Origin of the sequence: Devosia subaequoris (assembly GCF_014197055.1) — a bacterium.
Classification (GTDB): domain Bacteria; phylum Pseudomonadota; class Alphaproteobacteria; order Rhizobiales; family Devosiaceae; genus Devosia; species Devosia subaequoris.
Map to the genome: position 1 here is coordinate 119,891 of NZ_JACIEW010000002.1, position 21,704 is coordinate 141,594.

Below are 21,704 nucleotides of genomic sequence, written 5' to 3' on the forward strand. Positions count from 1 at the left end.
CTTGGCACCGACCTGGCAGTTTCGTTCGCCTGCTGGCCAAAGCTGGCTTACAGCGTGTTCGCCACGTGAGAACAGGCACCGGCACGTTCTCCGGCGCTCCGGCCAAGGATGCCCTGGTCAGGCAGGTGTCCCGATGGATTGCCTGCCGTCCAGTAGCTCAGCAACACGCCTACCTAGTTCTGCCATTCGGAAGGGTTTTGCGAGCACCACAAGCCCGCTTGCTTGCTCAGGTTTGAGGTCCGCATAGCCAGTGATCATCAAAATGGGCAGCTCTGGCATGACGCCGCGCAGTTCGCTCGCGAGCTGAGCCCCGGTCATGCCAGGCATCATGTGATCGGTAACGAGCAGATCGGGGACAATGCCCGAGCTGACATGCTCCAGAGCCTCAGCTGCTGAGCCCGCTTCGACAACCTCGTAGCCAAGCTCGATGAGATTGTCTGCCACGCTCATCCGAATAAGAGCCTCATCATCAACGAGGAGCACTTTTTTCGTCTTCTCTGGGAGCGGAATATCCGCATTCTGAACCGGATCCGGCTTTGTCTGGCAGGGCGCGAACGGCAGCCATATCTCGGCCGTCGTCCCCTGGCCTTGTACTGAGCGCACGCTCAGAGCACCGCCTGACTGCGCGGCCAGGCCATGCACCATTGATAGACCAAGGCCAGTGCCGTGTCCCACTTCCTTGGTGGTAAAAAACGGCTCGATCGCATGAGATAGCGTCTCGGCATCCATTCCGGTACCTGTGTCGATGACACTGACGCGGACGTAGTCACCGCTGTCCAAGGTGTCATGAGGTGCCGACGGGGTAACGGTCACTGTATCAACTGAAATGGTCAGCGTGCCACCATCCGGCATGGCGTCACGAGCGTTGACGGCCAGATTGAGGACTGCCAGCTCCAGTTGGTTTGGATCCACCAAGGCCGCACATCCAGCGTCCTGTGTCTCTAGCCGAAACTCAATCTGCGGGCCCAGGGTGCGCTCCAGCAGCTCGCGCATGTCCCTGGCCAGTGCGCAGACATCGGTGTCCTTCGGCAACAGGGTCTGGCGGCGGGCAAAGGCCAGGAGGCGCTGGACGAGCGTTTTGGCGCGTTCAGACGCCTGCAGCCCCCCCGCAATGATCCGATGAGACTTCTCGTCGTCACTATGCCGGCGGCTCAAAATATCCAGGCCACTCATAATCGGGGTGAGCAGATTGTTGAAGTCATGCGCCACCCCACCGGTGAGTTGCCCCAAGGTCTCAACCTTCCGCGCCTCGTGCAAAAGGGCCAGGGCGTCCTCGCGCTCCTTGATTGCCTCCTTGACGCGCTCTTCAAGCGAGGCATTCAGGCGCCGCAACTCTTCCCGGCTGGCCTCTAGTGCAGCTTCTGCCTCCTTGCGCGCCGTAATATCCAGCGATGACCCGACGAGGCCGATCACCGAACCATCTGTGTCCCGCCAGGGTGATTTGGTCGATAGCCATATCGCCGGGCTGCCGTCTGGCCGATGCACCGTCTCTTCGATCTGCCGCAAAACCCCGGATTCCATGACAGCGCGGTCGTTCGCCATCACGGCTTCCCCCTGCGCCGTGTTTTCGAGAAATTCCGCATCTGTCTTGCCCAGATACTCCTGGGGCGGTTTCCCGATTAATTCAGTTGCGCCGCGATTGGCGACCAGCATGCGCCCCTGCCGATCTTTTGCGTACACAACACCGGGCACTGCCTCAATGAAGGCAGCGAGCATCGCCGCCGAGCGATCCCGCTCGATCCTCGCTTTGCGCTCCTCCTCGATGTCAATGAGAACGCCAGGAAAGCGCTGTGCAGTGCCGTTGGCATCCAGCTCCACCAATCCGTTCGCTTCAACCCAGCGATACTCGCCGTCGGTCTGGCGAACTCGATATTCGCAGCTATAGGCTCCCCCGCCCTGCAATGCTTTCTCTATTGCATCCGAAACCCTGTCCACGTCCTCCGGATGGATCGACGCCGTCACCATATCCAGCGGAAGCCCCTTCCGGCAAAGCTCGGGATCGAGCGCGAACGAGCGAGCAAACCGTTCATCGGCGATGAAACGATCTTCCTGAACCGCCCACACCCAGGTGCCCACGATTGCACCAGCATCGAGCGCGAGCCGCACGCGCTCGGCCTCAGAGCGCACGCGTTCCTCACTTTCCTCAAGCCGGGCCCGTGTCCGGACTTGCTCGGTCACCTCGTAGCCACCGACGAAGATACCGGTCACCGCACCGGAGTCATCGCGAACGGGCTCATAGAGAAAGTCGACATAGCGGGGCTCTGCTTCTCCGGCCAGCAGCACCGGTGCAGCGTGTGCTGAATAGGATTCCCCCGTCGCATAGACTTTGTCGAGAAACTCGAAATATCCCTGATTCTCGATCTCCGGAAAGACCTCTCGGACTGTTCGACCTTCATAATTTCTCTCTCCCGCGATTTCTCGATACGCGTCATTGACGTATTCAAAGCAATGGTTTGGACCAACCAGCAGCGCCACGAATCCCGGCATCTGTTTGAGCATGAGCCGTTGGCGCGCACGCTCCCGCTCGGCCTGACGCTCCGCCTCGATCTGTCCGGTAATTTCGGTGCAGGCGCAGAACAATCCTACCGTGGTACCGCGGTCATCCCTGATAGGAGAGTAGAAGAACGAGAAATGAGTTTCCTCAGGATATCCACGTCGTTGCATGACGAGCATGATGTCGTCCATCTGGACGGGCTCGCCCGAGTATGTTCGCTCTACGATCGGGCTTAGATCCGCTCTTATCTCGTGCCACACCTCCAGGAAATCACCGCCAAGTGCCTCAGGGTGCTTGTCGGCCATTATCTGCGCATACTGCTCATTGTATATAAGAGTTCGCGACGCGCCCCAGGCCACGAACATGGGCTGACTTGAGCTCAACATCACCGAAACCAATGTCTTGAGCGATGCTGGCCATCCCTCAGGCGCGCCGATCGGGCTGCTGGCCCAGTCATAATCACGGATCAATGCACCGGTGGCGCCTCCACCGCTCAAAAACGACAGGATAGTCTCGGGACTTACGGAACTCTCGTTCATTATTCTTCTTTTGCTTCCGTGGCTTGGCCACGCGTTACGCCTGTAAATGTCAGAAACTTGTTGGCCATCGTCACGCCACGCACAGCAATGGCTTTCCTGCCCTCTGCTCGCAGGGGCTGACTATCATACAATGGCAAATGTGGGTCTGGTCGCAGAAGAGACCGCCGGAAGCCTGTCGGCGGATGCGGTAACGCGGCAGTTGCGGAAGCCAAATACACGTAAATGCATGTTCGTCGGGATACCTTGTTGCCGATCTATCGTGAAATTTGCCGCTTCCAAGCCAATTGTCGCAGACCTTGATCAGACCCAGAACGAAGCTGAGCGACTGCCAGTTCCATCGGCCTCCAAATATTTCAAGAGAGCGTCCTGCCTTGACTTCATGCCAATTGAGGTAGATGGTGCACCCATACGTTTCTGCCCACTGTTGGCGAACTCGGCCGGCTGGCTATGCTGGTTGCTTGGCTTTCCTTCCGAAATGCGAACGTTCTTAGGCTCCTGATGCGCAATGCACGGGAGAAACCTGCTCGTTTGCTTCGCTTCGAGCCAAACTGAAAGGCGCCAACATGATCAACGGCACCGTTAAATTCTATAACGCAACCAAGGGCTTCGGCTTCATCACTCCCGACACTGGTGGCAAGGATGCCTTCGTGCACGTCTCGGCTATCGAGCGCGCCGGCCTCTCGACCCTGGCCGATGGCCAGAAGGTCACCTACGACCTCGAAAGCGGCCGTGACGGTCGCGAGTCCGCGGTCAATATCGCTCTGGCCTAAGGCCATATCCGTGGGGGCGCCCTCGGGTGCCCCCATTTTCACGTTCGCAAGGAGCGCACATGTCGCACCGCTACAAAGTCGGTCAAATGCTGGAATTGCGTTCAGCGCCTCGGCACAGCAACCGCCCTGCCGGCCCCTGTGAGGTGATGAGCTGCCTGCCGCACGACAAGGGTCCAGTGCTTTACCGGGTCAAGTCCTGGGGCGAAAGCAATGAACGCGTGGTCGAAGAAATCGACCTTTCGCCCAGCTCGGTCGTCAAGACCGTGTTCGAAGATAGCGAAAGTGTCTTCACCATCGCCGTCAACAAGCGGTGAATGCGGCCCTCGACTGGGCCGAACCTGCAGAACTCTACGCGGTGCTTGGCGCATTTCATGCGCGCAGCGCGCAATATTTCAGATTTTCCTCTGCCGCAGAAGCGATCCGCTTCGCCATCGAGGACATGCCTGCCGCAGCCTTGCGCGGCATGGCCGTGGAAAGCGGCGACAACCGATATGAGGGACAACAGATCCGCGCGCTTTATGACGCGCAGGACTATCCCCTCGAGCGCGCAAAGCGCTGATACCCCGGCCAAGAGCCGGTAGAAAGACAGACTAATGAACATCGATATGCTGAATATGCCGGGGCAGCTTTTCCTCGGCACCAGTGCTGAATCAGCACGTGCCGCTGGCGCCAGGCGCTTCAACTCGGCCGCCAAGGCCATCCGCTTTGCCATGGAACAGGCCGCGCCTGTCAGCCTGCACGGAGCGCAATTGTGTGTGGGTAATCGCCGCTATGGCTCACGCCAGATTCGCAATCTGCATCGGCAATTGGCCGATATCGGCCAAGCCCGGGGGCCCGGCCGGTAGGGCGTATCAGTTCCGCGCTGGCGCTGCGCCGGGGCGGCCAGTGGGGCGCGCGGGGCGCTTGGGGCCGGCAATCAAACCTTCACGAATAGCCTGCTTACGTGCCAGCTTGCGGCTGCGGCGGATGGCCTCGGCCTTCTTGCGCACACGGGCTTCGGAGGGCTTTTCGTAATATTTCCGGAGTTTCATCTCACGGAACACGCCTTCGCGCTGAAGACGCTTCTTGAGCACGCGAAGTGCCTGATCGACATTGTTGTCGCGGACTTGAACCTGCAAAAACTATCCTAACTTTAGGTTGGCCTCACCAGATATGGGTGGGAATGGATGGCCGCTCGGCCATCCGGGGGCTGGGTTATCACCATTTGCCCGGATGACCAAATCGGGATGTGGACAGCGCCCTGCCCTTGCCCAAAACCCATCTGCGCGCTAGAGCAGCCGCTATTCCCCCTCCGGCCGAGGTGCCCATGACCGTGACCCGTCCGCTTCGCATAGCGCCCTCCATTCTTTCTGCCGACTTTGCGCGGCTGGGCGCGGAGGTGCAGGCGATTGCCGAAGCAGGCGCGGACTATATCCATGTCGATGTGATGGACGGCCATTTCGTGCCCAATATATCGTTTGGCGCGCCGGTGATGAACGCAGTGCGCGGAGCGACCGACAAAATTTTCGACGTGCACCTGATGATCGCACCGACCGACCCCTATCTGAGCGACTTCGCCAAGGGCGGCGCCGATATCATCACCGTGCATGCCGAGGCGGGCCCACATCTGCACCGTTCGCTGCAGGCGATCCGGGCGCTGGGCAAGAAGGCGGGCGTGGCGCTCAACCCGGCAACCCCGGTCTCGGCGATCGAGCATGTGATCGACGATTGCGACCTGGTACTGGTGATGAGCGTCAATCCCGGCTTTGGCGGGCAGAGCTTTATCCCCGAGAGCCTGAACAAGATCGCCCAGGCCAGGGCGCTAATTGGCGGCCGGGATATCGATCTTGAAGTCGATGGCGGTGTCACCGCTGACAATGCCCGCGCCATCGTCCAGGCCGGCGCCAATGTGCTGGTGGCCGGCTCAGCCATCTATGCCGGCAATGACCCGACAACTTATGCGGAACGGATCAGGACGATCCGCCACGCGGCAACGGGGATGGTGGTCTAGTCGCGGCGTTGCGCGCGGCTTCCGCCCCTCATGACCTGAATCAACTCTGACCAATCAAGGCTAAACCCATGATCCCGCGCTATTCCCGTCCCGAAATGGTGGCCAATTGGTCGGCCGAGAACCGTTTTGCCATCTGGTTCGAAATTGAAGCCCACGCCACCTCCAAGCTGGCCGAGCTGGGCGTGGTGCCCAAAGAGAGCGCCGACAAGATCTGGGAAGTGATGAATGCGCGCAAGGCCGAACGCGGCGATTATGGCTTCGACGTCGCCCGGATCGACGAGATCGAGCGCACCACCAAGCATGACGTCATCGCCTTCCTCACGCACTTGAGCGAAATCGTTGGGCCTGACGCGCGCTTCGTGCACCAGGGCATGACCTCGTCCGACATTCTGGACACCACCTTGTCGGTGCAATTGAAGAACGCCGCCGACATCCTGCTCACCGATATCGACGCGCTGCTGGCCGCGCTCAAGAAGCGGGCGCTGGAGCACAAGCACACCATCACCATCGGCCGCAGCCACGGCATTCATGCAGAACCGACTACCTTTGGGGTCAAACTTGCTGAAGCCTATGCCGAGTTCTCGCGCAACCGGGCGCGGCTGGTTGCGGCGCGCGACGAAATCGCGACAGCGGCGATTTCCGGCGCCATCGGCACTTTTGCCAATATCGATCCGTCGGTGGAGGAATATGTCGCCGAACAGCTTGGTCTGTCGATCGAGCCGGTCTCGACCCAGGTGATCCCGCGCGACCGCCACGCCATGTTCTTTGCTACGCTGGGCGTCATTGCGTCTTCGGTCGAGCGCGTCGCCGTTGAAATCCGCCACTTGCAGCGCACCGAAGTGCTGGAAGCCGAAGAGTTCTTCTCGCCCGGCCAGAAGGGTAGCTCGGCCATGCCGCACAAGCGTAACCCGGTGTTGACGGAAAACCTCACCGGCCTTGCCCGCCTCGTGCGTGGCATGGTGACCCCGGCGCTGGAAAACGTCGCTCTCTGGCATGAGCGCGACATCTCGCACTCTTCGGTCGAACGCATGATCGGCCCGGATGCAACCGTAACGCTGGACTTTGCATTGGCACGGCTGACCGGGGTGCTCGACAAGCTGGTGGTGTATCCCGAAAACATGCGCAAGAATCTCGACCTGCTCGGCGGCCTGCACAACTCCCAGCGCGTACTGCTGGCGCTGACCCAGGCCGGTTACAGCCGCGAAGACTCCTACGCCGCCGTGCAGCGCAATGCCATGAAGGTCTGGGAACATCGCGGTGACCGTGCTGGCCTGTTCGCTCAAAACCTCAAGGGCGATCCCGAAGTGACTCTGAACGAAGAGCAAATCGATGCCATGTTCGATGACGGCTATCATTTGAAACATGTCGATACGATCTTCGCGCGCGTGTTTGGCCCATGAGGATTGCCGAAGCCGATATTCTGATCCTGCCGGGGCTGGGTGGTTCCGGCGAGGGCCATTGGCAGCTTCGATGGGCCGAGAAAATGTCCACGGCCGGAATTGTCGAACAGGCCGATTGGGACGAACCCGACCCCGACGACTGGACCGACACCATGGTTCAGGCCGTGGAGCTGGCCGAACGGCCAGTCGTGCTGGTTGCCCATTCGCTGGCCTGCATTGCCCTGGTGCAGGCCGCAGGGCGCTTCCCGGAGGGCAAGGTCAAAGGGGCCTTTCTGGTCTCGCCGCCCGACATCGAGGGCAGCAAGGACGTGTCCAAGGAGGCGCGCGCCTTCGGCCTCGTGCCGCGCGATCCCCTGCCCTTCCCGTCCTTATTGGTGGTTTCGGACAACGATCCCTATTGCTCGTTGGAAGCCGCGGCTGACTTTGCCGGCGCCTGGGGCTCGGACTTCCACCAGGCCGGCAGTGCCGGTCACATCAATGTTCATTCGGGGCACGGACCCTGGCCCGAGGGCCTGCTGATGTTCACCCGTCTGATGCAGCGGCTGTAAGACGACAAAAACCCCGCCGGTAATCCGACGGGGTCGTTGCGATTTCGCAGGGAGGCGCTTGGCCTTATCCCTCGGCGGCGATCTGCTCGCTGGCGACAGCGACAAGGGTGAGCATCTTTTCCCGAATCACGGTTTCGGAGATGTCTACGCCCTTGGCCTTGAGATCGCCGGACACCTTGCGGAAGACGTCTTCGTCGCCGGCTTCTTCAAAGTCGGCGGCAACCACTTCGGCTGCATAGGCCTTGGCGGCCTCGGCCTCCAGGCTCATCAGCTCTGCAGCCCACAGGCCCAGCAGCTTGTTGCGGCGCGCTTCGGCCCTGAACTTCTTTTCTGCGTCGAAGGCGAACTTGGCTTCCTGGCCCTTCTTGCGTTCTTCGAACCCGCTCATGGTCTCTCCCGTTCGGTCTGAGGGCCGCTCCGGCGGCCGTTATCCTTGGACATAGGCGGTTCAGCGACGCAAATCAACGCTGGCGCGCGCGCCTGCGACCCGATGCCCATGATCGGTCGGCCTGACGGAAAGCGCTTGCTTTTTTGTGCCGTTCTGGCGCATGAAACGCCCCATTCCACCCTCGTTTTTTCCAGCAGCGGATTCGTCCATGAACCGTCGACGCAAAATCTATGAAGGCAAGGCCAAGATCCTGTTTGAGGGTCCCGAGCCGGGCACCTTGGTGCAGTACTTCAAGGACGACGCCACCGCCGGCAACGGCGCCAAGCATGAAGTGATCGACGGCAAGGGTGTGCTGAACAACCGCATTTCCGAATTCGTCTTCTCCAAGCTCAACGATCTGGGCATTCCGACCCACTTCATCCGCCGCGTCAACATGCGCGAGCAGTTGATCAAGGAAGTCGAAATCATCCCGCTTGAAGTGATCGTGCGCAATGTGGCCGCCGGTTCACTGGCCAAGCGCCTTGGTCTCGAGCCCGGGACGCGCCTCCCCCGCTCGATCATCGAATTCTGCTATAAGGACGATGCGCTGGGCGACCCCATGGTCTCCGAAGAGCACATCACGGCCTTCGGCTGGGCCACCCCCGCCGAACTCGACGACATCATGAGCCTGGCCGTTCGCATCAACGACTTCCTGACCGGCCTGTTCATGGGCGTCGGCATCCAGCTCATCGATTTCAAGATCGAATGTGGCCGCCTTTACGAAGGCGACATGATGCGCATCGTGCTTGCCGACGAGATCAGCCCGGATAATTGCCGTCTGTGGGACATCAAGACCCGCACCAAGATGGACAAGGATCGGTTCCGTGAGGGCCTTGGCGGTCTGGTGGAAAATTATCGCGAAGTCGCCCAACGCCTGGGCATTCTGGTTGAGAACGACAATGCGCTGACCACCGGTCCGCGCCTGGTCCAATAGGTTTTTGGAGCGAACCATGAAAGCGCGCGTCATTGTCACGCTCAAGAACGGCGTTCTCGACCCCCAGGGACAGGCCATAGAAGGGTCTTTGGCCGGCCTCGGTTTTGCCGGGGTTGCCGGTGTGCGCCAGGGCAAGGTGTTTGATCTCGAAGTGTCGGGAACCGATGAGGAAGCCGCACGTTCTCAAATCAAAGAGATGTGTGAAAAGCTCCTCGCCAACACTGTGATCGAAAACTACGCGATCGAAATCTCACCTTAACGCCTAACGGCTATAACTAACTCAATTCGCGCCGATCAATGGCGCAGGACCGTATGACTATGCGCAAGACCCAGATCGCTCTCACCGTCATGTTCTTCTCCTCGCTCGGCCTCCTGTTTGCCGCCTATGCCTCCGTGCCGGTCTGATCCGTTAGCCAAAATCTAACCATCAAGCATTTTCCTTAAGCCTGTTCCCAAGCCTTTATGGGACTGGTGAGGACTTGTCCCTATGCTGGCCTGCAATATGATTGCGAGGGCTCAGCGATGGAAAAGACAAGGTTGAATTGGGTGGACATGGCCAAGGGCCTGTCCATCTTCCTGGTGGTGACCATGTATTGCGCGGCCAGTGTGGGCGAGGATACCGGCCAGACCGGCTTCCTGCACTGGACAATCGCCTTTGCCATGCCATTCCGCATGCCCGAGTTCTTCCTGCTTTCGGGGCTGTTTCTTACCCAGGTGATCGGCCGCCCGTGGGCGGCCTTCGCCGACCGCCGCGTGGTGCACTACGCCTATTTCTATGCGCTCTGGGCACTGATCCACATTCTGTTCAAGGAAGCGCTGATCGGTCGCGATCCGACTGGCGCGGCTGCATCCCTCGCTATGGCGGTGGTGGAGCCATATGGCGTGTTGTGGTTCATCTACATGCTGGCCGTGTTCGGCCTGGTCGCCAAGTTCCTGCACGAGATCAAGGCGCCACAATGGGGCGTTCTAGGTGTGGCGGCCATTTTGCAGATGGCCAGCATTCATACCGGCAGCTATCTCGTGGACCAGTTCGCCGAGTATTTCGTCTATTTCTACGCCGGGGCCGTCTTCGCGCCACGCCTGTTCGCACTGGCCGACTGGACCGCGTCCCATGTCACAGCGGCACTCGGCATGTTGGTGGTCTGGGCGGTCGTCAATGCGGCTATGGTATTTTCGCCCGGCTTCCGCATGGACCCGGTCCATATCGAAATGGGCTGGGGCGCCCTGCCCGGCGTTCACCTGATTCTAGCGCTGGCCGGCGCGGCGGCGATCTGCATGTTGGCAGCTCTCCTTTCGCGCCTGCCCTTCATGGACTGGCTGCGCTGGATGGGCACCAGGTCGTTGGTGATTTATGTCGCCTTCGTGCTGCCCATGGGTATTGCCCGCATAATTCTGCTGCGGCTGGGTATTGAAGAGGCCAATGTGCTGAGCCTGCTCACCATGGCGGTCGCGATAATATCGCCGCTGGTTCTTTGGTGGGTGGTGCAGAAAATCGGCCGTGGCAAATTTCTGTTCGAGCGGCCGGCCTGGGCCCACCTGCCGGGAAGCCGAATCCGACCCGGCGCAAGCGCAGCCCCTGCCGAATAAAAGAAGGGCCGGTTCAGCACCGGCCCTTTTCTTGTCGTTTGCCGGTCAATCCGGCGCCTTGAAGATCGAAGGCACGATGGGTCGAACGCGTGGCAGCTTGACCGGTCGCGTTTGCGGCTTCATGTCGGTTGCCAGATGCGGCTTGCCATCCTCGCCCCGGATGGTCATCGGCTTGTCTGCGGACGACGAAGACTGTGTCTGCATGTTCATTCCTCCCAATGTTGCCATGCTGTTCCAACGCCCATAATGTGGCAAAGTTCCAACCAATCGCCACATTGTGCGGGCATTTCGCCACCTGCCCGCGTGCGGGCCCTTGCCTTTTCGGGCCAGAGACACCACAAGGGCCTCGCGCATCCCTGACAGATATAAGGATTGACCGATGAAGGCCGCTGTCATCGTGTTTCCGGGCCTCAATCGTGACCGCGACATGATCGCGGCGCTGACCAAGATCGGAGGCGAAAAGCCGTCCGTGGTCTGGCATCAGGATACCGATATTCCCGATGCCGACCTGATCGTGATCCCCGGCGGCTTCTCTTATGGCGACTATCTGCGCTGCGGCGCCATCGCCGCCCGCTCGCCCATCATGGACAAGCTGCGCGAGCGCGCGGCCAAGGGCACCAGGGTGCTCGGCGTCTGCAATGGCTTTCAGATCCTGATCGAGGCCGGGCTGCTGCCAGGCGCGCTGATGCGCAATAATTCGCTCAAATTCGTCTGCCGCGAGGTCAAGCTCGAGGTCACCAATGCAGACACCGACTTTACCCGCGGCTACACCAAGGGCCAGATCATCCGCTGCCCGGTGGCCCATCACGATGGCAATTACTTCGCCGACGCCGAGACCCTGAAGATCCTGGAAGGCGACGGGCGCGTGGCCTTCCGCTATGCCGAGGGCACCAATCCCAATGGCTCGATCAACGACATTGCCGGTATCCTGAACGAGCAGAAGAACGTACTTGGCCTGATGCCGCACCCGGAAAACCTGATCGAAAGCGCCCATGGCGGCGATGATGGACGCGCCCTGTTCGCCTCGGCGCTCAGGCAGGTGGCGTGATCCAGTCGATGCTGAACCGCGCGCTGACATGGGCGGGCCTGATTCTCGGGCTGGTCGCGCTCGGCCTGCAATTCTCCATCTCCATTCCGGCCTATATGGCCAATGGCATGAGCCTGCCGGCGGCGCTGGTGCAGTTCTTCAGCTTTTTCACCATTCTGACCAATATCGCGATCACGCTGATCTATCTGTCGGCGCTGGCTGGATGGTCCTGGCTCAACTGGTTCCGCACGCCGAAAACCCGGGCGATGATGACCGGGGTGATGATGCTGGTGATGATCTTCTATCACGTGCTGCTGCGGCCGGTCTGGGAACCCCAGGGGCTGTTTCTGGTCTGCGACTACCTGTTGCACTACGCCACGCCGATCCTGTTCGCGCTGTGGTGGGGCCTGACGCAAAGACATGGGACCGTCGACTATCCAGATGCCCCCTCCATGCTGGTGCCGCCGCTGATCTATCTCGCCTATGTCATGGCGCGCGGCGCCCTGACCAACGCCTATCCATACCCTACGCTCAACGCCTTCGAGCTGGGCTATGGGCAGGTCGCCATCAATGTGGTGCTGGTCGCTGTCGGCCTTTCCATCCTCTACCTGATCACCATCGGCATCGACCGCGCCCTGGCGCGGCGCCGGGCCGCCATTTCCTGACCCCTCCCGCAGGACCGTCCTGATGACTCTTCGCAACGACATCGCCATCACCCCCGACCTGGTCGCCAGCCATGGGCTCAAGCCGGACGAGTATCAGAAGATACTCGACCTGATCGGCCGCGAGCCCAGCTATACCGAATTGGGCATCTTCTCGGCGATGTGGAACGAGCATTGCTCCTACAAGAGCTCGAAGAAATGGCTGCGCACCCTGCCGACCAAGGGCCCGCGCGTGATCCAGGGGCCGGGCGAGAATGCCGGCGTGGTCGATATCGGCGACGGTCAGGCGGTGGTGTTCAAGATGGAATCCCACAATCACCCAAGCTACATCGAGCCTTATCAGGGCGCAGCGACTGGCGTCGGCGGCATTCTGCGCGACGTGTTCACCATGGGCGCGCGGCCCGTCGCCGCGATGAACGCACTGCGCTTTGGCGCACCGGACCATGAAAAAACCCGGCATCTGGTGGCTGGCGTGGTGGCAGGGGTCGGCGGCTATGGCAATAGCTTCGGTGTGCCGACCGTGGGTGGTGAGGTCGAGTTCGACGCCCGCTACAATGGCAATAACCTGGTCAATGCCTTCGCGGCGGGTCTGGCTGACACCGACAAGATTTTCTATTCCGAAGCCAAGGGCGTTGGCCTGCCGGTGGTATATCTGGGCGCCAAAACCGGCCGCGACGGGGTGGGCGGCGCTACCATGGCCTCGGCCGAATTCGGTGACGATATCGAAGAAAAGCGCCCCACCGTGCAGGTCGGCGATCCGTTCACCGAAAAGCGCCTGCTCGAAGCCTGTCTTGAGCTGATGCAGACCGGCGCCGTGATTGCCATTCAGGACATGGGCGCCGCAGGCCTCACCTGTTCGGCGGTGGAAATGGGCGCCAAGGGCGACCTCGGCATTGAACTGGATCTCGATAAGGTGCCGGTGCGCGAAGAGCGCATGACCGCCTATGAGATGATGCTAAGCGAAAGCCAGGAGCGCATGCTCATGGTGCTGCATCCCGAAAAGGAAGCAGCAGCGCGCAAGGTATTTGAAAAGTGGCAGCTGGATTTCGCCACGGTCGGCAAGACCACCGACGATCTGCGGTTCCGCGTGCTCTGGCAGGGCGATGAAGTCGCCAATCTGCCGATCAAGGAACTGGGCGACGAAGCCCCCGAATATGACCGCCCCTGGACCGAACCCAAAATTCCGGCGCAGCTCGCCAAATCCGACGTGCCGCAGATGGATGTGGCCGAGGCGCTGCTGGCACTGGTGGGCGGGCATCAATGTTCGTCGCGCCGCTGGGTCTATGAGCAGTATGACACGCTGATCCAGGGCAATTCGATGCAGCGCCCGGGTGGCGATGCGGGAGTGATCCGCGTTGACGGGCACGAGACCAAGGGCCTCGCCTTCTCTTCGGACGTCAATCCGCGCTACTGCGAAGCCAACCCCTTCGAAGGCGGCAAGCAGGCCGTGGCCGAATGCTGGCGTAACCTGTCGGCTACCGGTGCCGAGCCGCTGGCGGCCACCGACAACCTAAATTTCGGCAATCCCGAGCGCCCTGAAATCATGGGCCAGCTCGTCAAGGCCATTGAAGGCATCGGCGAAGCCTGCCGGGTGCTGGAATTTCCGATCGTCTCGGGCAATGTCTCACTCTACAACGAAACCAATGGCCGTGGCATCCTGCCCACCCCGACCATCGGCGGCGTCGGCTTGTTACCCGAATGGGAGCAGAGCGTCGGCATCGGCTTTGTTGCCGAGAACCAGCCGATCCTGCTGATTGGTGGACCGGCCGAGCGCGGCACCCATCTGGGACAGTCGATCTATCTGCGCGACCTGTTCGACCGCCGCGATGGCGATGCGCCGCATGTTGATCTTGCAGCGGAAAAGAAGACCGGCGATTTTGTGCGCAAGCTGATCCGCTCGGGCATTGTCACTGCTTGCCACGACCTTTCTGATGGCGGACTGGGCGTAGCACTGGCCGAAATGGCGATGGCCGGTGACATGGGCGCGACCGTGACCGATGTCGAAGGCAATGATCCGATCCTGACCTTCTTTGGCGAGGATCAGGGCCGCTATCTGGTGACGCTCAATCTCGACCCGCAGGGGCCGGAAATTGCCGCACTTTGGGAAGAGGCCGAGGCCTCGGGCATTTTCGCTCCCTGGATCGGTACGACCGGCGGCACGACGCTGACCCTGGGCGGGGCCAAGCCGGTTTCGGTGGCAACCCTCAAGGACGCGCATGAAAGCTGGTTCCCCAGCTTCATGGAGGGCGAACCCAGCCTTTAGGCGGGTCCGCCATATCATCGCCTTTGTTTGGAGCGCTTTGCTCACACAGGCGCAGACGAACAGCAGGAGCAGACGATGAAACACTTAACGGTGGCGACACTTGCAACCCTGGGCCTTGTCCTTGCTCCGAGCCTGTCCGCAGCGCAGAGCGTCAACGTTACGCGCTCCATTCTGCCCACCCTGCCCTATACGGTGATCTTCCCCGATATCATGGTGGCCAGCGGTGGTGGCGCCGACCCGCTGACCATCAACCATCCCGCAGCGCCGCTGCAATGCGACCTGACAGTGGTGCCGGTCGAGAACACCGGCTGGACCGCCGAGGCAGCGCTGGGTGCGCTGGACGATGCCGAAGTCGCGGCCTCCTGGTCCGAAATCATGCCCGGCTTTGCCTTGGGCAACAAAGGCACCACACCCTATCAGGACGCCACGGCGCTGATCTATGACGGTTCAAGCCCGGAATCGAGCATGGGCATGCCATTGACTGTCGTGCACACCGAGACGGTCTCCAATGGCCGGGGCTATGTGCTCGATTGCCTCTATGCCACAGCCGAAGCGGAACAGGCCCGGCCCATCGTTGACTTCATCATTGCCAACTTCGCCACGCGTTCGGACGCCGAATGCTGCATCGGGGCCGAGGTGGCGCCTGTAGAAGAGACGGCTCCGGCGCAATAGGACCGGTTGAAGCCGGTCTTTGTGCATGCCATATCAATGACATCGGCGTCGGCACCAACCGCGCCGCAGTTACACCAGCGGGAGAGTGCACATGGCCATGGACGCAAGCGAAATCGAGCGCCGCATCAAGGCCGCCCTGCCCGATGCGGAAATCGAAATCCGCGACCTTGCCGGAGACGGCGACCACTGGGCCGCCTCGGTGAAATCCGAGCAGTTCCGGGGCAAGACCCGCGTACAGCAGCACAAACTGGTCTATGACAGCCTGCAGGGTGACATGGGCGGCGCCTTGCACGCCCTCGCCTTGCAGACCAGCGTCCCGGACTAACCGCGTGTCGGGGCTGCGCGACTCGCTCGACCTGATCCGCATGGTGCGGCCCGAGGCCGGCACCGCAGCAATCGACCATGAAATCCAGGCAGAACGTGCCAGTTCGCTGAGCGCGGCCGAGCGGCGAGTCATCAAGGCCGTTGCGGGTTTGAAAGCGGGCACGGAGCGCGAGCACTGGCTGGCCGAAGCGCGCGAGGCCGTCTGGGGCTATTTTGTGCAGCGCGAACTGATCGGCTTTCGCCGCCACACCGAAGTGATTGCTGATCTGGGCATTCCGGGCGAAGTGCTGAATGGGCTGGGTGCGGCTCCGGTGAAACGCAAGTGACCCGTGCCGTCGTTTTCGATGTTGATGGCGTACTTGTGCATGGCTACCACGCCCGGCCGGAACGGCAGCGCCGGTGGGACGAGAACTTGCTTGCCGACCTGGGTGTCGATCCGGACCGCTTTCGTGAGGAGTTCATTTTCGACATCTTCATCAAGAAGGTGATCATAGGTGAAATGGCGCTGATCGAAGCACTGGACAAGCGACTCCCCGGGCTTGGATATGCTGGCTCTCCCATGGCATTTGCCCAATATTGGCTCGCCAACGACAGCAGGGTGAACTCTGAACTGCTCGATGCCATCCGAGTGCTCAAGGCCCGTGACGATGTTCGATTATACGTCGCTACAAACCAGGACCACATGCGGGCTCAGTGGCTTTGGCAGACACTGGGGTTTGGCGATTTGTTCGAGGACATTTTCTACTCGGCGCGCATCGGCATGACCAAGGCACACAAGGGTTTCTTCTCCTTCGCCGATGACCGGATGGGCAAGTCTGACGAACCGCCGCTGTTCTTCGACGATACCCAGAAGGTCATTGACGTCGCCCGTTCCTGTGGTTGGGACGCGGTGCTGTTCGACACCAACAGGCAATTCTTCGATCACCCATGGGTGAAAGCGCGGCTCTAGCCGAGGCGCCCCACTCGACAGCAAAGCCCGCCTGCCCTATTTAGAAGCCAGCTTTAACCGGCCCTTGAACCCGGACTTTTCGAAAGGCTCCTCCCATGACCGACATCAACGCCTTTATCGACGACAAGGTGAAGAACAACGACGTGTTCCTGTTTATGAAGGGCTCGCCGGACTTTCCGCAGTGCGGCTTTTCCGGTCAGGTCGTGCAGATCCTGAACTATCTCGGCGTCGATTATTCCAGCGCCAACGTGCTTGAAAGCGACGAACTGCGCGAAGGCGTCAAGACCTATACCAACTGGCCGACTATCCCCCAGCTTTACGTGAAGGGCGAATTCGTCGGCGGCGCAGACATCGTGCGCGAAATGTTCCAGTCGGGTGAGTTGCAGACCCATTTCCAGCAGGCCGGTCTCGAGGTCAAGCAGAGCGCCTGATCGCGTTCTTCGCGGAATCAGTTTCGGAAGGCCTAGTCTTAACTGACTGGGCCTTTTGCGTTTTTGTCGCATCTGCGAACAGCGCATCGGGATGAAAAGTTCAAAAATAGCGCTGAGCACATCACCAAAGCTGATCACACCCATCAGCTATTATCGCTTTGCGTGATAACAGGCCGGGCGTAGATTGGCGGAACGTTCTATTTGAGACTCCCGCCATGACCGTCACCGCCGCGCGCCCCGCCGTTCCCCTGCCGCTTGTGATTATTGCAGGCTGCATTATCGCCGCCATCGGCTTTGGCACGCGCGGCTCGTTCGGACTGTTCACCCTGCCGGTGACTGAAGACCTGGGCCTCAGCCGCGAGCAATGGGGCATGGCCATGGCCGTGCAGAACCTGGTCTGGGGCATTGCCCAGCCCTTCGCCGGAGGCATGGCGGACAAATACGGTTCAGGGCGCGTGCTGGCGGTGGGCGGCCTCGTCTATGCGCTGGGCGTGCTCGGCATGGCCTTCTCCCCTGACACGCTGACCATGACCCTGACGGCGGGCGTGGTCACCGGTGTCGGCATTGCCATCGCTTCGTTCGGCGTCGTCATGGCCGCCTTCGGGCGAGTCGTGCCGGCGGAAAAGCGCAGCTTCGTCTTCGGCGTCGCCACGGCGGCCTCCTCGGCCGGCCAATTCATCTTTGCGCCGCTCGGCCAGGGCTTTATCTCGGCCTTTGGCTGGCAAATGGCGCTGGTCTGGATCGCGCTGATCCTGCTGCTGGTCATCCCACTGTCGGCAGCCCTGCGCGGCCGCACCGAGTCCGTACCGGGCGAGGCTGATTTGCCTTTCATGCAGGCGCTGTCGCGGGCTTGGGGCTATGGATCCTACAGATTGCTGGTGATCGGCTTCTTCGTCTGCGGCTTCCACCTGGCCTTCATCAATGTGCACATGCCTGCCTATCTGGTGCAATGCGGCCTGTCGCCCGAGGTTGGGAGCTGGACCATTGCCGTGATCGGCCTGTTCAATATCGTCGGCTCGCTGCTCTCAGGCTGGCTGGGTAGCCGCCTGCCCAAGCAGATGTTGCTGGCCAGCATCTACCTTCTGCGGGCGCTGCTGATTGCCGCATTCCTGCTCATCCCTGTGAGCGAGATTACGGCCTATACCTTCGCCGCAGGCATGGGTCTGCTCTGGCTGTCCACGGTGCCGTTGACCGCAGGGCTCGTGACCCTGTTCTTCGGCCCTCGCTATATGGGCATGCTCTATGGCATCGCTTTTCTGAGCCACCAGATCGGTTCTTTCGTCGGTGTCTGGCTGGGCGGCGTGGTCTATGACCAGACCGGCGCCTATGATCTGGTGTGGTATCTGGGTATTCTGCTCGGCCTTGGCTCGGCGGCCATCCACATCCCGATCAATGAACGCAACGCCGCCAATTTTGGCCTGAAAGCGGCTTAGCCATCCATCGGCTCTTGCCGATTGAAGGCTTGCCAAACTGGACTAACGGGTTCATGGTCCGCACCATTCCTTCGGCCGTTTCCCTCCGGCTTTGACGAGTTTCAATTATGTCTGATCATTACACGCGGGTCCTTTCCCGCCCAGAATTCATTGCCCTTATGGCCGCGTTGATGGCGCTCAACGCCCTCGCCATCGACGTCATGCTGCCTGCGCTGCCCTATATGGGCGAAGCGCTAGGCGTCAGCCATGAGAACGAGCGCCAGTTTGTCATCACTGCCTATATGATAGGGATGGGCGTCGCCCAACTCGCCTTCGGACCGCTGACCGATCGGTTTGGACGCCGCGCGCCGCTTTTGGCCGGCATCGGCGTTTATATCGTCGCCGTGATCATTGCTGCCTTTGCGCCCAGCTTCACCATGCTGCTGGTGCTGCGCTTCATCCAGGGACTGGGTGCGGCCAGCGTGCGCGTGATCACCACCGCCGTGGTGCGCGACCGGTATTCCGGCCGCGAAATGGCCGAAGTGATGTCGCTGGTCTTCATGGTGTTCATGGCCATCCCGGTGATCGCGCCGAGTATCGGCCAGGTGCTGCTACTGACCGGACCATGGCAGACCATCTTCCTGTTCATGGGCGGGCTGGCGTTGGTGTTCTGGCTCTGGACCTTTGCCCGCCTGCCCGAAACCCTGCCGCTCGACAAGCGCCGCCCACTCAGCCTCAAGGGTGTGACCGAAGGCTTCCATATCGTCTTCACCAATCGCGTCGCGATTTCCTATGGCCTGGCCGGCATGTTCCTGTTCGGCGCGCTGTTCGGCTTCATCAGCTCATCCCAGCAGATCTATGTCGATATCTATGGGCTCGGGGTCTATTTTCCGGTCGCTTTCGCCCTTGTGGCGGGGCTGATGGCAGTGTCTTCGTTCACCAATTCCAAGGTCGTGCGGCGCGTGGGCATGCGCCGCCTCTCGCACGGCGCCATGCTGACCTTCACCCTGTTTTCGGGCATCTGGCTGGCCTTCGCCATGAGCGGTTTCCTGCCCCTCTGGCTGTTCTTCAGCCTGCTGTGCATCATCATGTTCTCGTTTGGCTGGTCCGCCTCGAACATGAATTCGCTCTCCATGGAGCCGCTGGGCGCCGTCGCCGGTACCGCCGCGTCGGTGTTCGGCTTCATCCAGACCGTGGGTGGCGCACTGATCGGTGGCTATATCGGCCAGTTGTTCGACGGCACCACCGTCCCGGCCGCCGCGGGGTATTTCACCATGGGCATCATGTCGCTGGTGTTCATCCTTATCGCCGAAAAGGGCCGCCTCTTCGGCGTTGGCGAACAATATGCCGACACCAAGGCTGAGCCGGTGGTGGAAGCGCACTGACGCCTCATACTCGCTAGAGTGCTCAAACAGACAACGGGGATTTCCAGCGCTGGAAGTCCCCGTTTTGCGTAGTATGGTCGGTATAGACGTGGTTGACCAATCCCCACGCCTTGGCATCATCCGTCTTAGATAGCAAAAACTTCGCGCCGCAAAGTGGTCCAGCTCTCCTCGTCCGATGCGACGAGCAGACCGCCCGATAGGTCGGTTGGGCGATAGGGCGTGCCGTCGAACTTGGCGACATGGGCCCCCGCCTCGCGCATGATCAGCGCGCCACCGACATGGTCCCAGGGCATGAGCTTGGCGTACATCATGAAATGCACATTGCCGCCAGCGGCATAGCGATATTCGTGGCCGGCGCAGCGGTAATTGGCCAGCATCTTGACCTTGGCCAGATTGGCCATGACCGTTGTGCGCTGCTCCATCGGCAGGAACATGGTGGACGCCAACCCGCCCATATCTTCGAGCGGCACCGGATCGGCAAATTTCTGGCGGATGGTGCGGCCATCGGGGAAAACCTGGAACGCGCCGCAGCCCTTTTCGGCCATCAGCACGTCATCGCCCACCGGGTCGTAGATGACGCCGGCCACTGGCTCGCCATTCTGCACCACAGCCGCCATGACCGCGAACAGCGGCAGGCCACCAGCAAAATTTGCCGTGCCATCAACGGGATCGACGTAAATCACGATTCGATCCTCGAGGTCGGTATCGAGCAGTTTTGGATTGGCTGCCACGGCCTCCTCGCCAATCACCAGCACATCGGGGCGATGCGCATTGATGGCGGCAGTGATCACCTTTTCGGCGCCCACATCGGCTTCGGTGACCAGGTCGAAGGCGCCCGACTTGGTCTGCACCGTCCCCTCATCGAGCCGCCGGAAGCGCGGCATGATCTCCTCCTGTGCAGCCTGTTTCAGTATGGCGGCGAGGCGATCAACATTCATGGTGTCAGACGTCCTTGGGCTGGATGGAAAGGCCTGCGAAATCGAACAGGCGCGGGTCTAGCATATGGCTTGGATTGATATTGCCCAGCGCACGGATCATCACATCCTTGCGGCCGGGCATGGCCTTCTCCATGTCATTGAGCATGGCCTTGGTGACATTGCGCTGCAAGCCGTCCTGCGAGCCACAAAGATCACAAGGGATAATGGGGAACTGCATGGCATCGGAAAACCGCTGCAGATCCTCTTCGGCGCAGTAGATCAGCGGCCGCAGCACTTCGAGATCGCCCTCGTCATTGACCAGCTTGGGCGGCATGGCCGCCAGCTTGCCGCCATGGAACAGGTTCATGAAGAAGGTTTCGAGGCTGTCGTCGCGGTGGTGGCCCAGCACCAGCGCCGTGCACCCCTCCTCCCGCGCGATGCGGTAGAGATTGCCGCGCCGCAAGCGCGAGCAAAGCGAACAATAGGTCGCGCCCTCCGGCAGCTTGTCGGTAACGATGGAATAGGTGTCCTGGTATTCGATGCGGTGTTCCAACCCCAGCCCGGTCAGGAACTCGGGCAGAATATGCTTGGGAAAATTGGGCTGCCCCTGATCAAGATTGCAGGCCAGCAGCTCCACCGGCAAGAGCCCGCGCCATTTGAGGTCCAGCAACAGCGCCAACAGACCATAGCTGTCCTTGCCGCCCGACAGCGCGATCAGCCACTTCTCGCCCGGCCTCACCATGCCGAACTTCTCCAACGCCTCCCGCGTATTGCGGATCAGCCGCTTGCGCAGCTTGTTGAACTCCACCGAGCGCGGCGCATTGGCGAAAATCGGATGCGCGCCGATATCGGCGTCATCGGCAGCAGGCGTGGCGGGGGAATCCATCACCGCGGACATGGCGAAACTCTCTTCAGATCGGTCGCGTAGCTGATAACGCGTCAGACGCAGGATGGAAAGGTCGGCCAAGCAGGC

26 protein-coding genes are annotated in these 21,704 nt (G+C 60.8%); 20 read left to right on the top strand and 6 right to left on the bottom strand.

The window, feature by feature from the left end; translation table 11 throughout:
• Nucleotides 1-117: 117 nt before the first annotated feature.
• Nucleotides 118-3,033 (bottom strand): PAS domain-containing hybrid sensor histidine kinase/response regulator family protein, encoded by a 2,916-nt coding sequence (locus GGR20_RS05220; protein ID WP_183310193.1) that lies wholly within the window; start codon nucleotides 3,031-3,033, stop codon nucleotides 118-120.
• A gap of 563 nt (nucleotides 3,034-3,596) precedes the next feature.
• Between GGR20_RS05220 and GGR20_RS05225 the strand changes: the two genes are divergently transcribed.
• The 4 genes from GGR20_RS05225 to GGR20_RS05240 are packed head-to-tail and all read left to right on the top strand — an operon-like array spanning nucleotide 3,597 to nucleotide 4,648.
• A complete protein-coding gene (locus GGR20_RS05225; protein WP_183310194.1) occupies nucleotides 3,597-3,803 on the top strand; it encodes a cold-shock protein in 207 nt (68 codons plus the stop codon).
• A 59-nt stretch (nucleotides 3,804-3,862) separates the two neighbouring features.
• Nucleotides 3,863-4,117 (top strand): hypothetical protein, encoded by a 255-nt coding sequence (locus GGR20_RS05230; protein WP_183310195.1) that lies wholly within the window; start codon nucleotides 3,863-3,865, stop codon nucleotides 4,115-4,117.
• Nucleotides 4,114-4,362, top strand: coding sequence for a hypothetical protein (locus GGR20_RS05235; protein WP_183310196.1), 249 nt, complete (start codon nucleotides 4,114-4,116; stop codon nucleotides 4,360-4,362). Before GGR20_RS05230 ends, GGR20_RS05235 begins: the two co-directional genes overlap by 4 nt.
• Before the next feature lie 34 nt (nucleotides 4,363-4,396).
• On the top strand, nucleotides 4,397-4,648 hold the full coding sequence (locus GGR20_RS05240) for a hypothetical protein (protein ID WP_116588427.1): 252 nt from the start codon (nucleotides 4,397-4,399) through the stop codon (nucleotides 4,646-4,648).
• A gap of 6 nt (nucleotides 4,649-4,654) precedes the next feature.
• Here the strand turns inward: GGR20_RS05240 and rpsU are convergent, their stop codons facing one another.
• Nucleotides 4,655-4,921, bottom strand: a complete 267-nt coding sequence (gene rpsU / locus GGR20_RS05245) for a 30S ribosomal protein S21 (RefSeq protein ID WP_183310197.1) — start codon at nucleotides 4,919-4,921, stop codon at nucleotides 4,655-4,657.
• A gap of 194 nt (nucleotides 4,922-5,115) precedes the next feature.
• On the opposite strand from rpsU, the gene rpe reads away from it, so the two are divergent.
• The 3 genes from rpe to GGR20_RS05265 all read left to right on the top strand — a co-directional run bounded on the left by rpe (nucleotide 5,116) and on the right by GGR20_RS05265 (nucleotide 7,741).
• Entirely contained in the window at nucleotides 5,116-5,793 is a 678-nt protein-coding gene (rpe, locus tag GGR20_RS05255) for a ribulose-phosphate 3-epimerase (protein WP_183310199.1), read from the top strand.
• A 68-nt stretch (nucleotides 5,794-5,861) separates the two neighbouring features.
• A complete protein-coding gene (gene purB, locus GGR20_RS05260; protein ID WP_183310200.1) occupies nucleotides 5,862-7,193 on the top strand; it encodes an adenylosuccinate lyase in 1,332 nt (443 codons plus the stop codon).
• Nucleotides 7,190-7,741: an RBBP9/YdeN family alpha/beta hydrolase gene (locus GGR20_RS05265; RefSeq protein ID WP_183310201.1), complete on the top strand. Its 552-nt coding sequence runs from the start codon at nucleotides 7,190-7,192 to the stop codon at nucleotides 7,739-7,741. The genes purB and GGR20_RS05265 overlap by 4 nt, the downstream gene beginning before the upstream one ends.
• A 64-nt stretch (nucleotides 7,742-7,805) precedes the next feature.
• On the opposite strand, the gene GGR20_RS05270 is transcribed toward GGR20_RS05265, so the two are convergent.
• Complete coding sequence (locus GGR20_RS05270; protein WP_183310202.1) at nucleotides 7,806-8,129, bottom strand: DUF1476 domain-containing protein; 324 nt, start codon at nucleotides 8,127-8,129, stop codon at nucleotides 7,806-7,808.
• A 208-nt stretch (nucleotides 8,130-8,337) separates the two neighbouring features.
• Between GGR20_RS05270 and purC the strand changes: the two genes are divergently transcribed.
• From purC to GGR20_RS05285, 3 genes are all read left to right on the top strand, one after another.
• Nucleotides 8,338-9,102 (top strand): phosphoribosylaminoimidazolesuccinocarboxamide synthase, encoded by a 765-nt coding sequence (purC, locus tag GGR20_RS05275; RefSeq protein ID WP_183310203.1) that lies wholly within the window; start codon nucleotides 8,338-8,340, stop codon nucleotides 9,100-9,102.
• Nucleotides 9,103-9,118: 16 nt separating this feature from the next.
• Nucleotides 9,119-9,361, top strand: a complete 243-nt coding sequence (purS, locus tag GGR20_RS05280) for a phosphoribosylformylglycinamidine synthase subunit PurS (protein WP_183310204.1) — start codon at nucleotides 9,119-9,121, stop codon at nucleotides 9,359-9,361.
• Between the two features lie 263 nt (nucleotides 9,362-9,624).
• Complete coding sequence (locus GGR20_RS05285) at nucleotides 9,625-10,689, top strand: acyltransferase family protein (protein ID WP_183310205.1); 1,065 nt, start codon at nucleotides 9,625-9,627, stop codon at nucleotides 10,687-10,689.
• 45 nt (nucleotides 10,690-10,734) lie between these two features.
• On the opposite strand, the gene GGR20_RS05290 is transcribed toward GGR20_RS05285, so the two are convergent.
• Complete coding sequence (locus GGR20_RS05290; protein WP_183310206.1) at nucleotides 10,735-10,893, bottom strand: hypothetical protein; 159 nt, start codon at nucleotides 10,891-10,893, stop codon at nucleotides 10,735-10,737.
• A 175-nt stretch (nucleotides 10,894-11,068) separates the two neighbouring features.
• Between GGR20_RS05290 and purQ the strand changes: the two genes are divergently transcribed.
• From purQ to GGR20_RS05340, 10 genes are all read left to right on the top strand, one after another.
• Nucleotides 11,069-11,737: a phosphoribosylformylglycinamidine synthase subunit PurQ gene (purQ, locus tag GGR20_RS05295; protein WP_183310207.1), complete on the top strand. Its 669-nt coding sequence runs from the start codon at nucleotides 11,069-11,071 to the stop codon at nucleotides 11,735-11,737.
• On the top strand, nucleotides 11,734-12,381 hold the full coding sequence (locus GGR20_RS05300) for a Pr6Pr family membrane protein (protein WP_183310208.1): 648 nt from the start codon (nucleotides 11,734-11,736) through the stop codon (nucleotides 12,379-12,381). The genes purQ and GGR20_RS05300 overlap by 4 nt, the downstream gene beginning before the upstream one ends.
• A gap of 22 nt (nucleotides 12,382-12,403) precedes the next feature.
• Entirely contained in the window at nucleotides 12,404-14,641 is a 2,238-nt protein-coding gene (gene purL / locus GGR20_RS05305; protein ID WP_183310209.1) for a phosphoribosylformylglycinamidine synthase subunit PurL, read from the top strand.
• A gap of 75 nt (nucleotides 14,642-14,716) precedes the next feature.
• Nucleotides 14,717-15,313 (top strand): hypothetical protein, encoded by a 597-nt coding sequence (locus tag GGR20_RS05310; RefSeq protein WP_183310210.1) that lies wholly within the window; start codon nucleotides 14,717-14,719, stop codon nucleotides 15,311-15,313.
• A 91-nt stretch (nucleotides 15,314-15,404) separates the two neighbouring features.
• On the top strand, nucleotides 15,405-15,638 hold the full coding sequence (locus GGR20_RS05315) for a BolA/IbaG family iron-sulfur metabolism protein (protein WP_183310211.1): 234 nt from the start codon (nucleotides 15,405-15,407) through the stop codon (nucleotides 15,636-15,638).
• Nucleotides 15,639-15,642: 4 nt separating this feature from the next.
• On the top strand, nucleotides 15,643-15,963 hold the full coding sequence (locus tag GGR20_RS05320) for a DUF6665 family protein (RefSeq protein ID WP_253560105.1): 321 nt from the start codon (nucleotides 15,643-15,645) through the stop codon (nucleotides 15,961-15,963).
• On the top strand, nucleotides 15,960-16,586 hold the full coding sequence (locus GGR20_RS19075) for an HAD-IA family hydrolase (protein ID WP_183310212.1): 627 nt from the start codon (nucleotides 15,960-15,962) through the stop codon (nucleotides 16,584-16,586). Before GGR20_RS05320 ends, GGR20_RS19075 begins: the two co-directional genes overlap by 4 nt.
• A 95-nt stretch (nucleotides 16,587-16,681) precedes the next feature.
• Nucleotides 16,682-17,017 (top strand): Grx4 family monothiol glutaredoxin, encoded by a 336-nt coding sequence (gene grxD / locus GGR20_RS05330; RefSeq protein WP_183310213.1) that lies wholly within the window; start codon nucleotides 16,682-16,684, stop codon nucleotides 17,015-17,017.
• Nucleotides 17,018-17,232: 215 nt separating this feature from the next.
• Nucleotides 17,233-18,450, top strand: a complete 1,218-nt coding sequence (locus GGR20_RS05335; RefSeq protein ID WP_183310214.1) for an MFS transporter — start codon at nucleotides 17,233-17,235, stop codon at nucleotides 18,448-18,450.
• A 107-nt stretch (nucleotides 18,451-18,557) separates the two neighbouring features.
• Nucleotides 18,558-19,814, top strand: a complete 1,257-nt coding sequence (locus tag GGR20_RS05340) for a multidrug effflux MFS transporter (RefSeq protein WP_183310215.1) — start codon at nucleotides 18,558-18,560, stop codon at nucleotides 19,812-19,814.
• Nucleotides 19,815-19,939: 125 nt separating this feature from the next.
• Here GGR20_RS05340 and GGR20_RS05345 read toward each other — a convergent pair whose 3' ends face one another.
• Nucleotides 19,940-20,752 carry an inositol monophosphatase family protein gene (locus tag GGR20_RS05345; RefSeq protein ID WP_183310216.1) on the bottom strand — a complete coding sequence of 271 codons (813 nt, stop codon included), beginning with the start codon at nucleotides 20,750-20,752 and terminating at the stop codon, nucleotides 19,940-19,942.
• Between the two features lie 4 nt (nucleotides 20,753-20,756).
• On the bottom strand, nucleotides 20,757-21,617 hold the full coding sequence (gene ttcA, locus GGR20_RS05350; protein ID WP_420827430.1) for a tRNA 2-thiocytidine(32) synthetase TtcA: 861 nt from the start codon (nucleotides 21,615-21,617) through the stop codon (nucleotides 20,757-20,759).
• Between the last annotated feature and the right edge of the window lie 87 nt (nucleotides 21,618-21,704).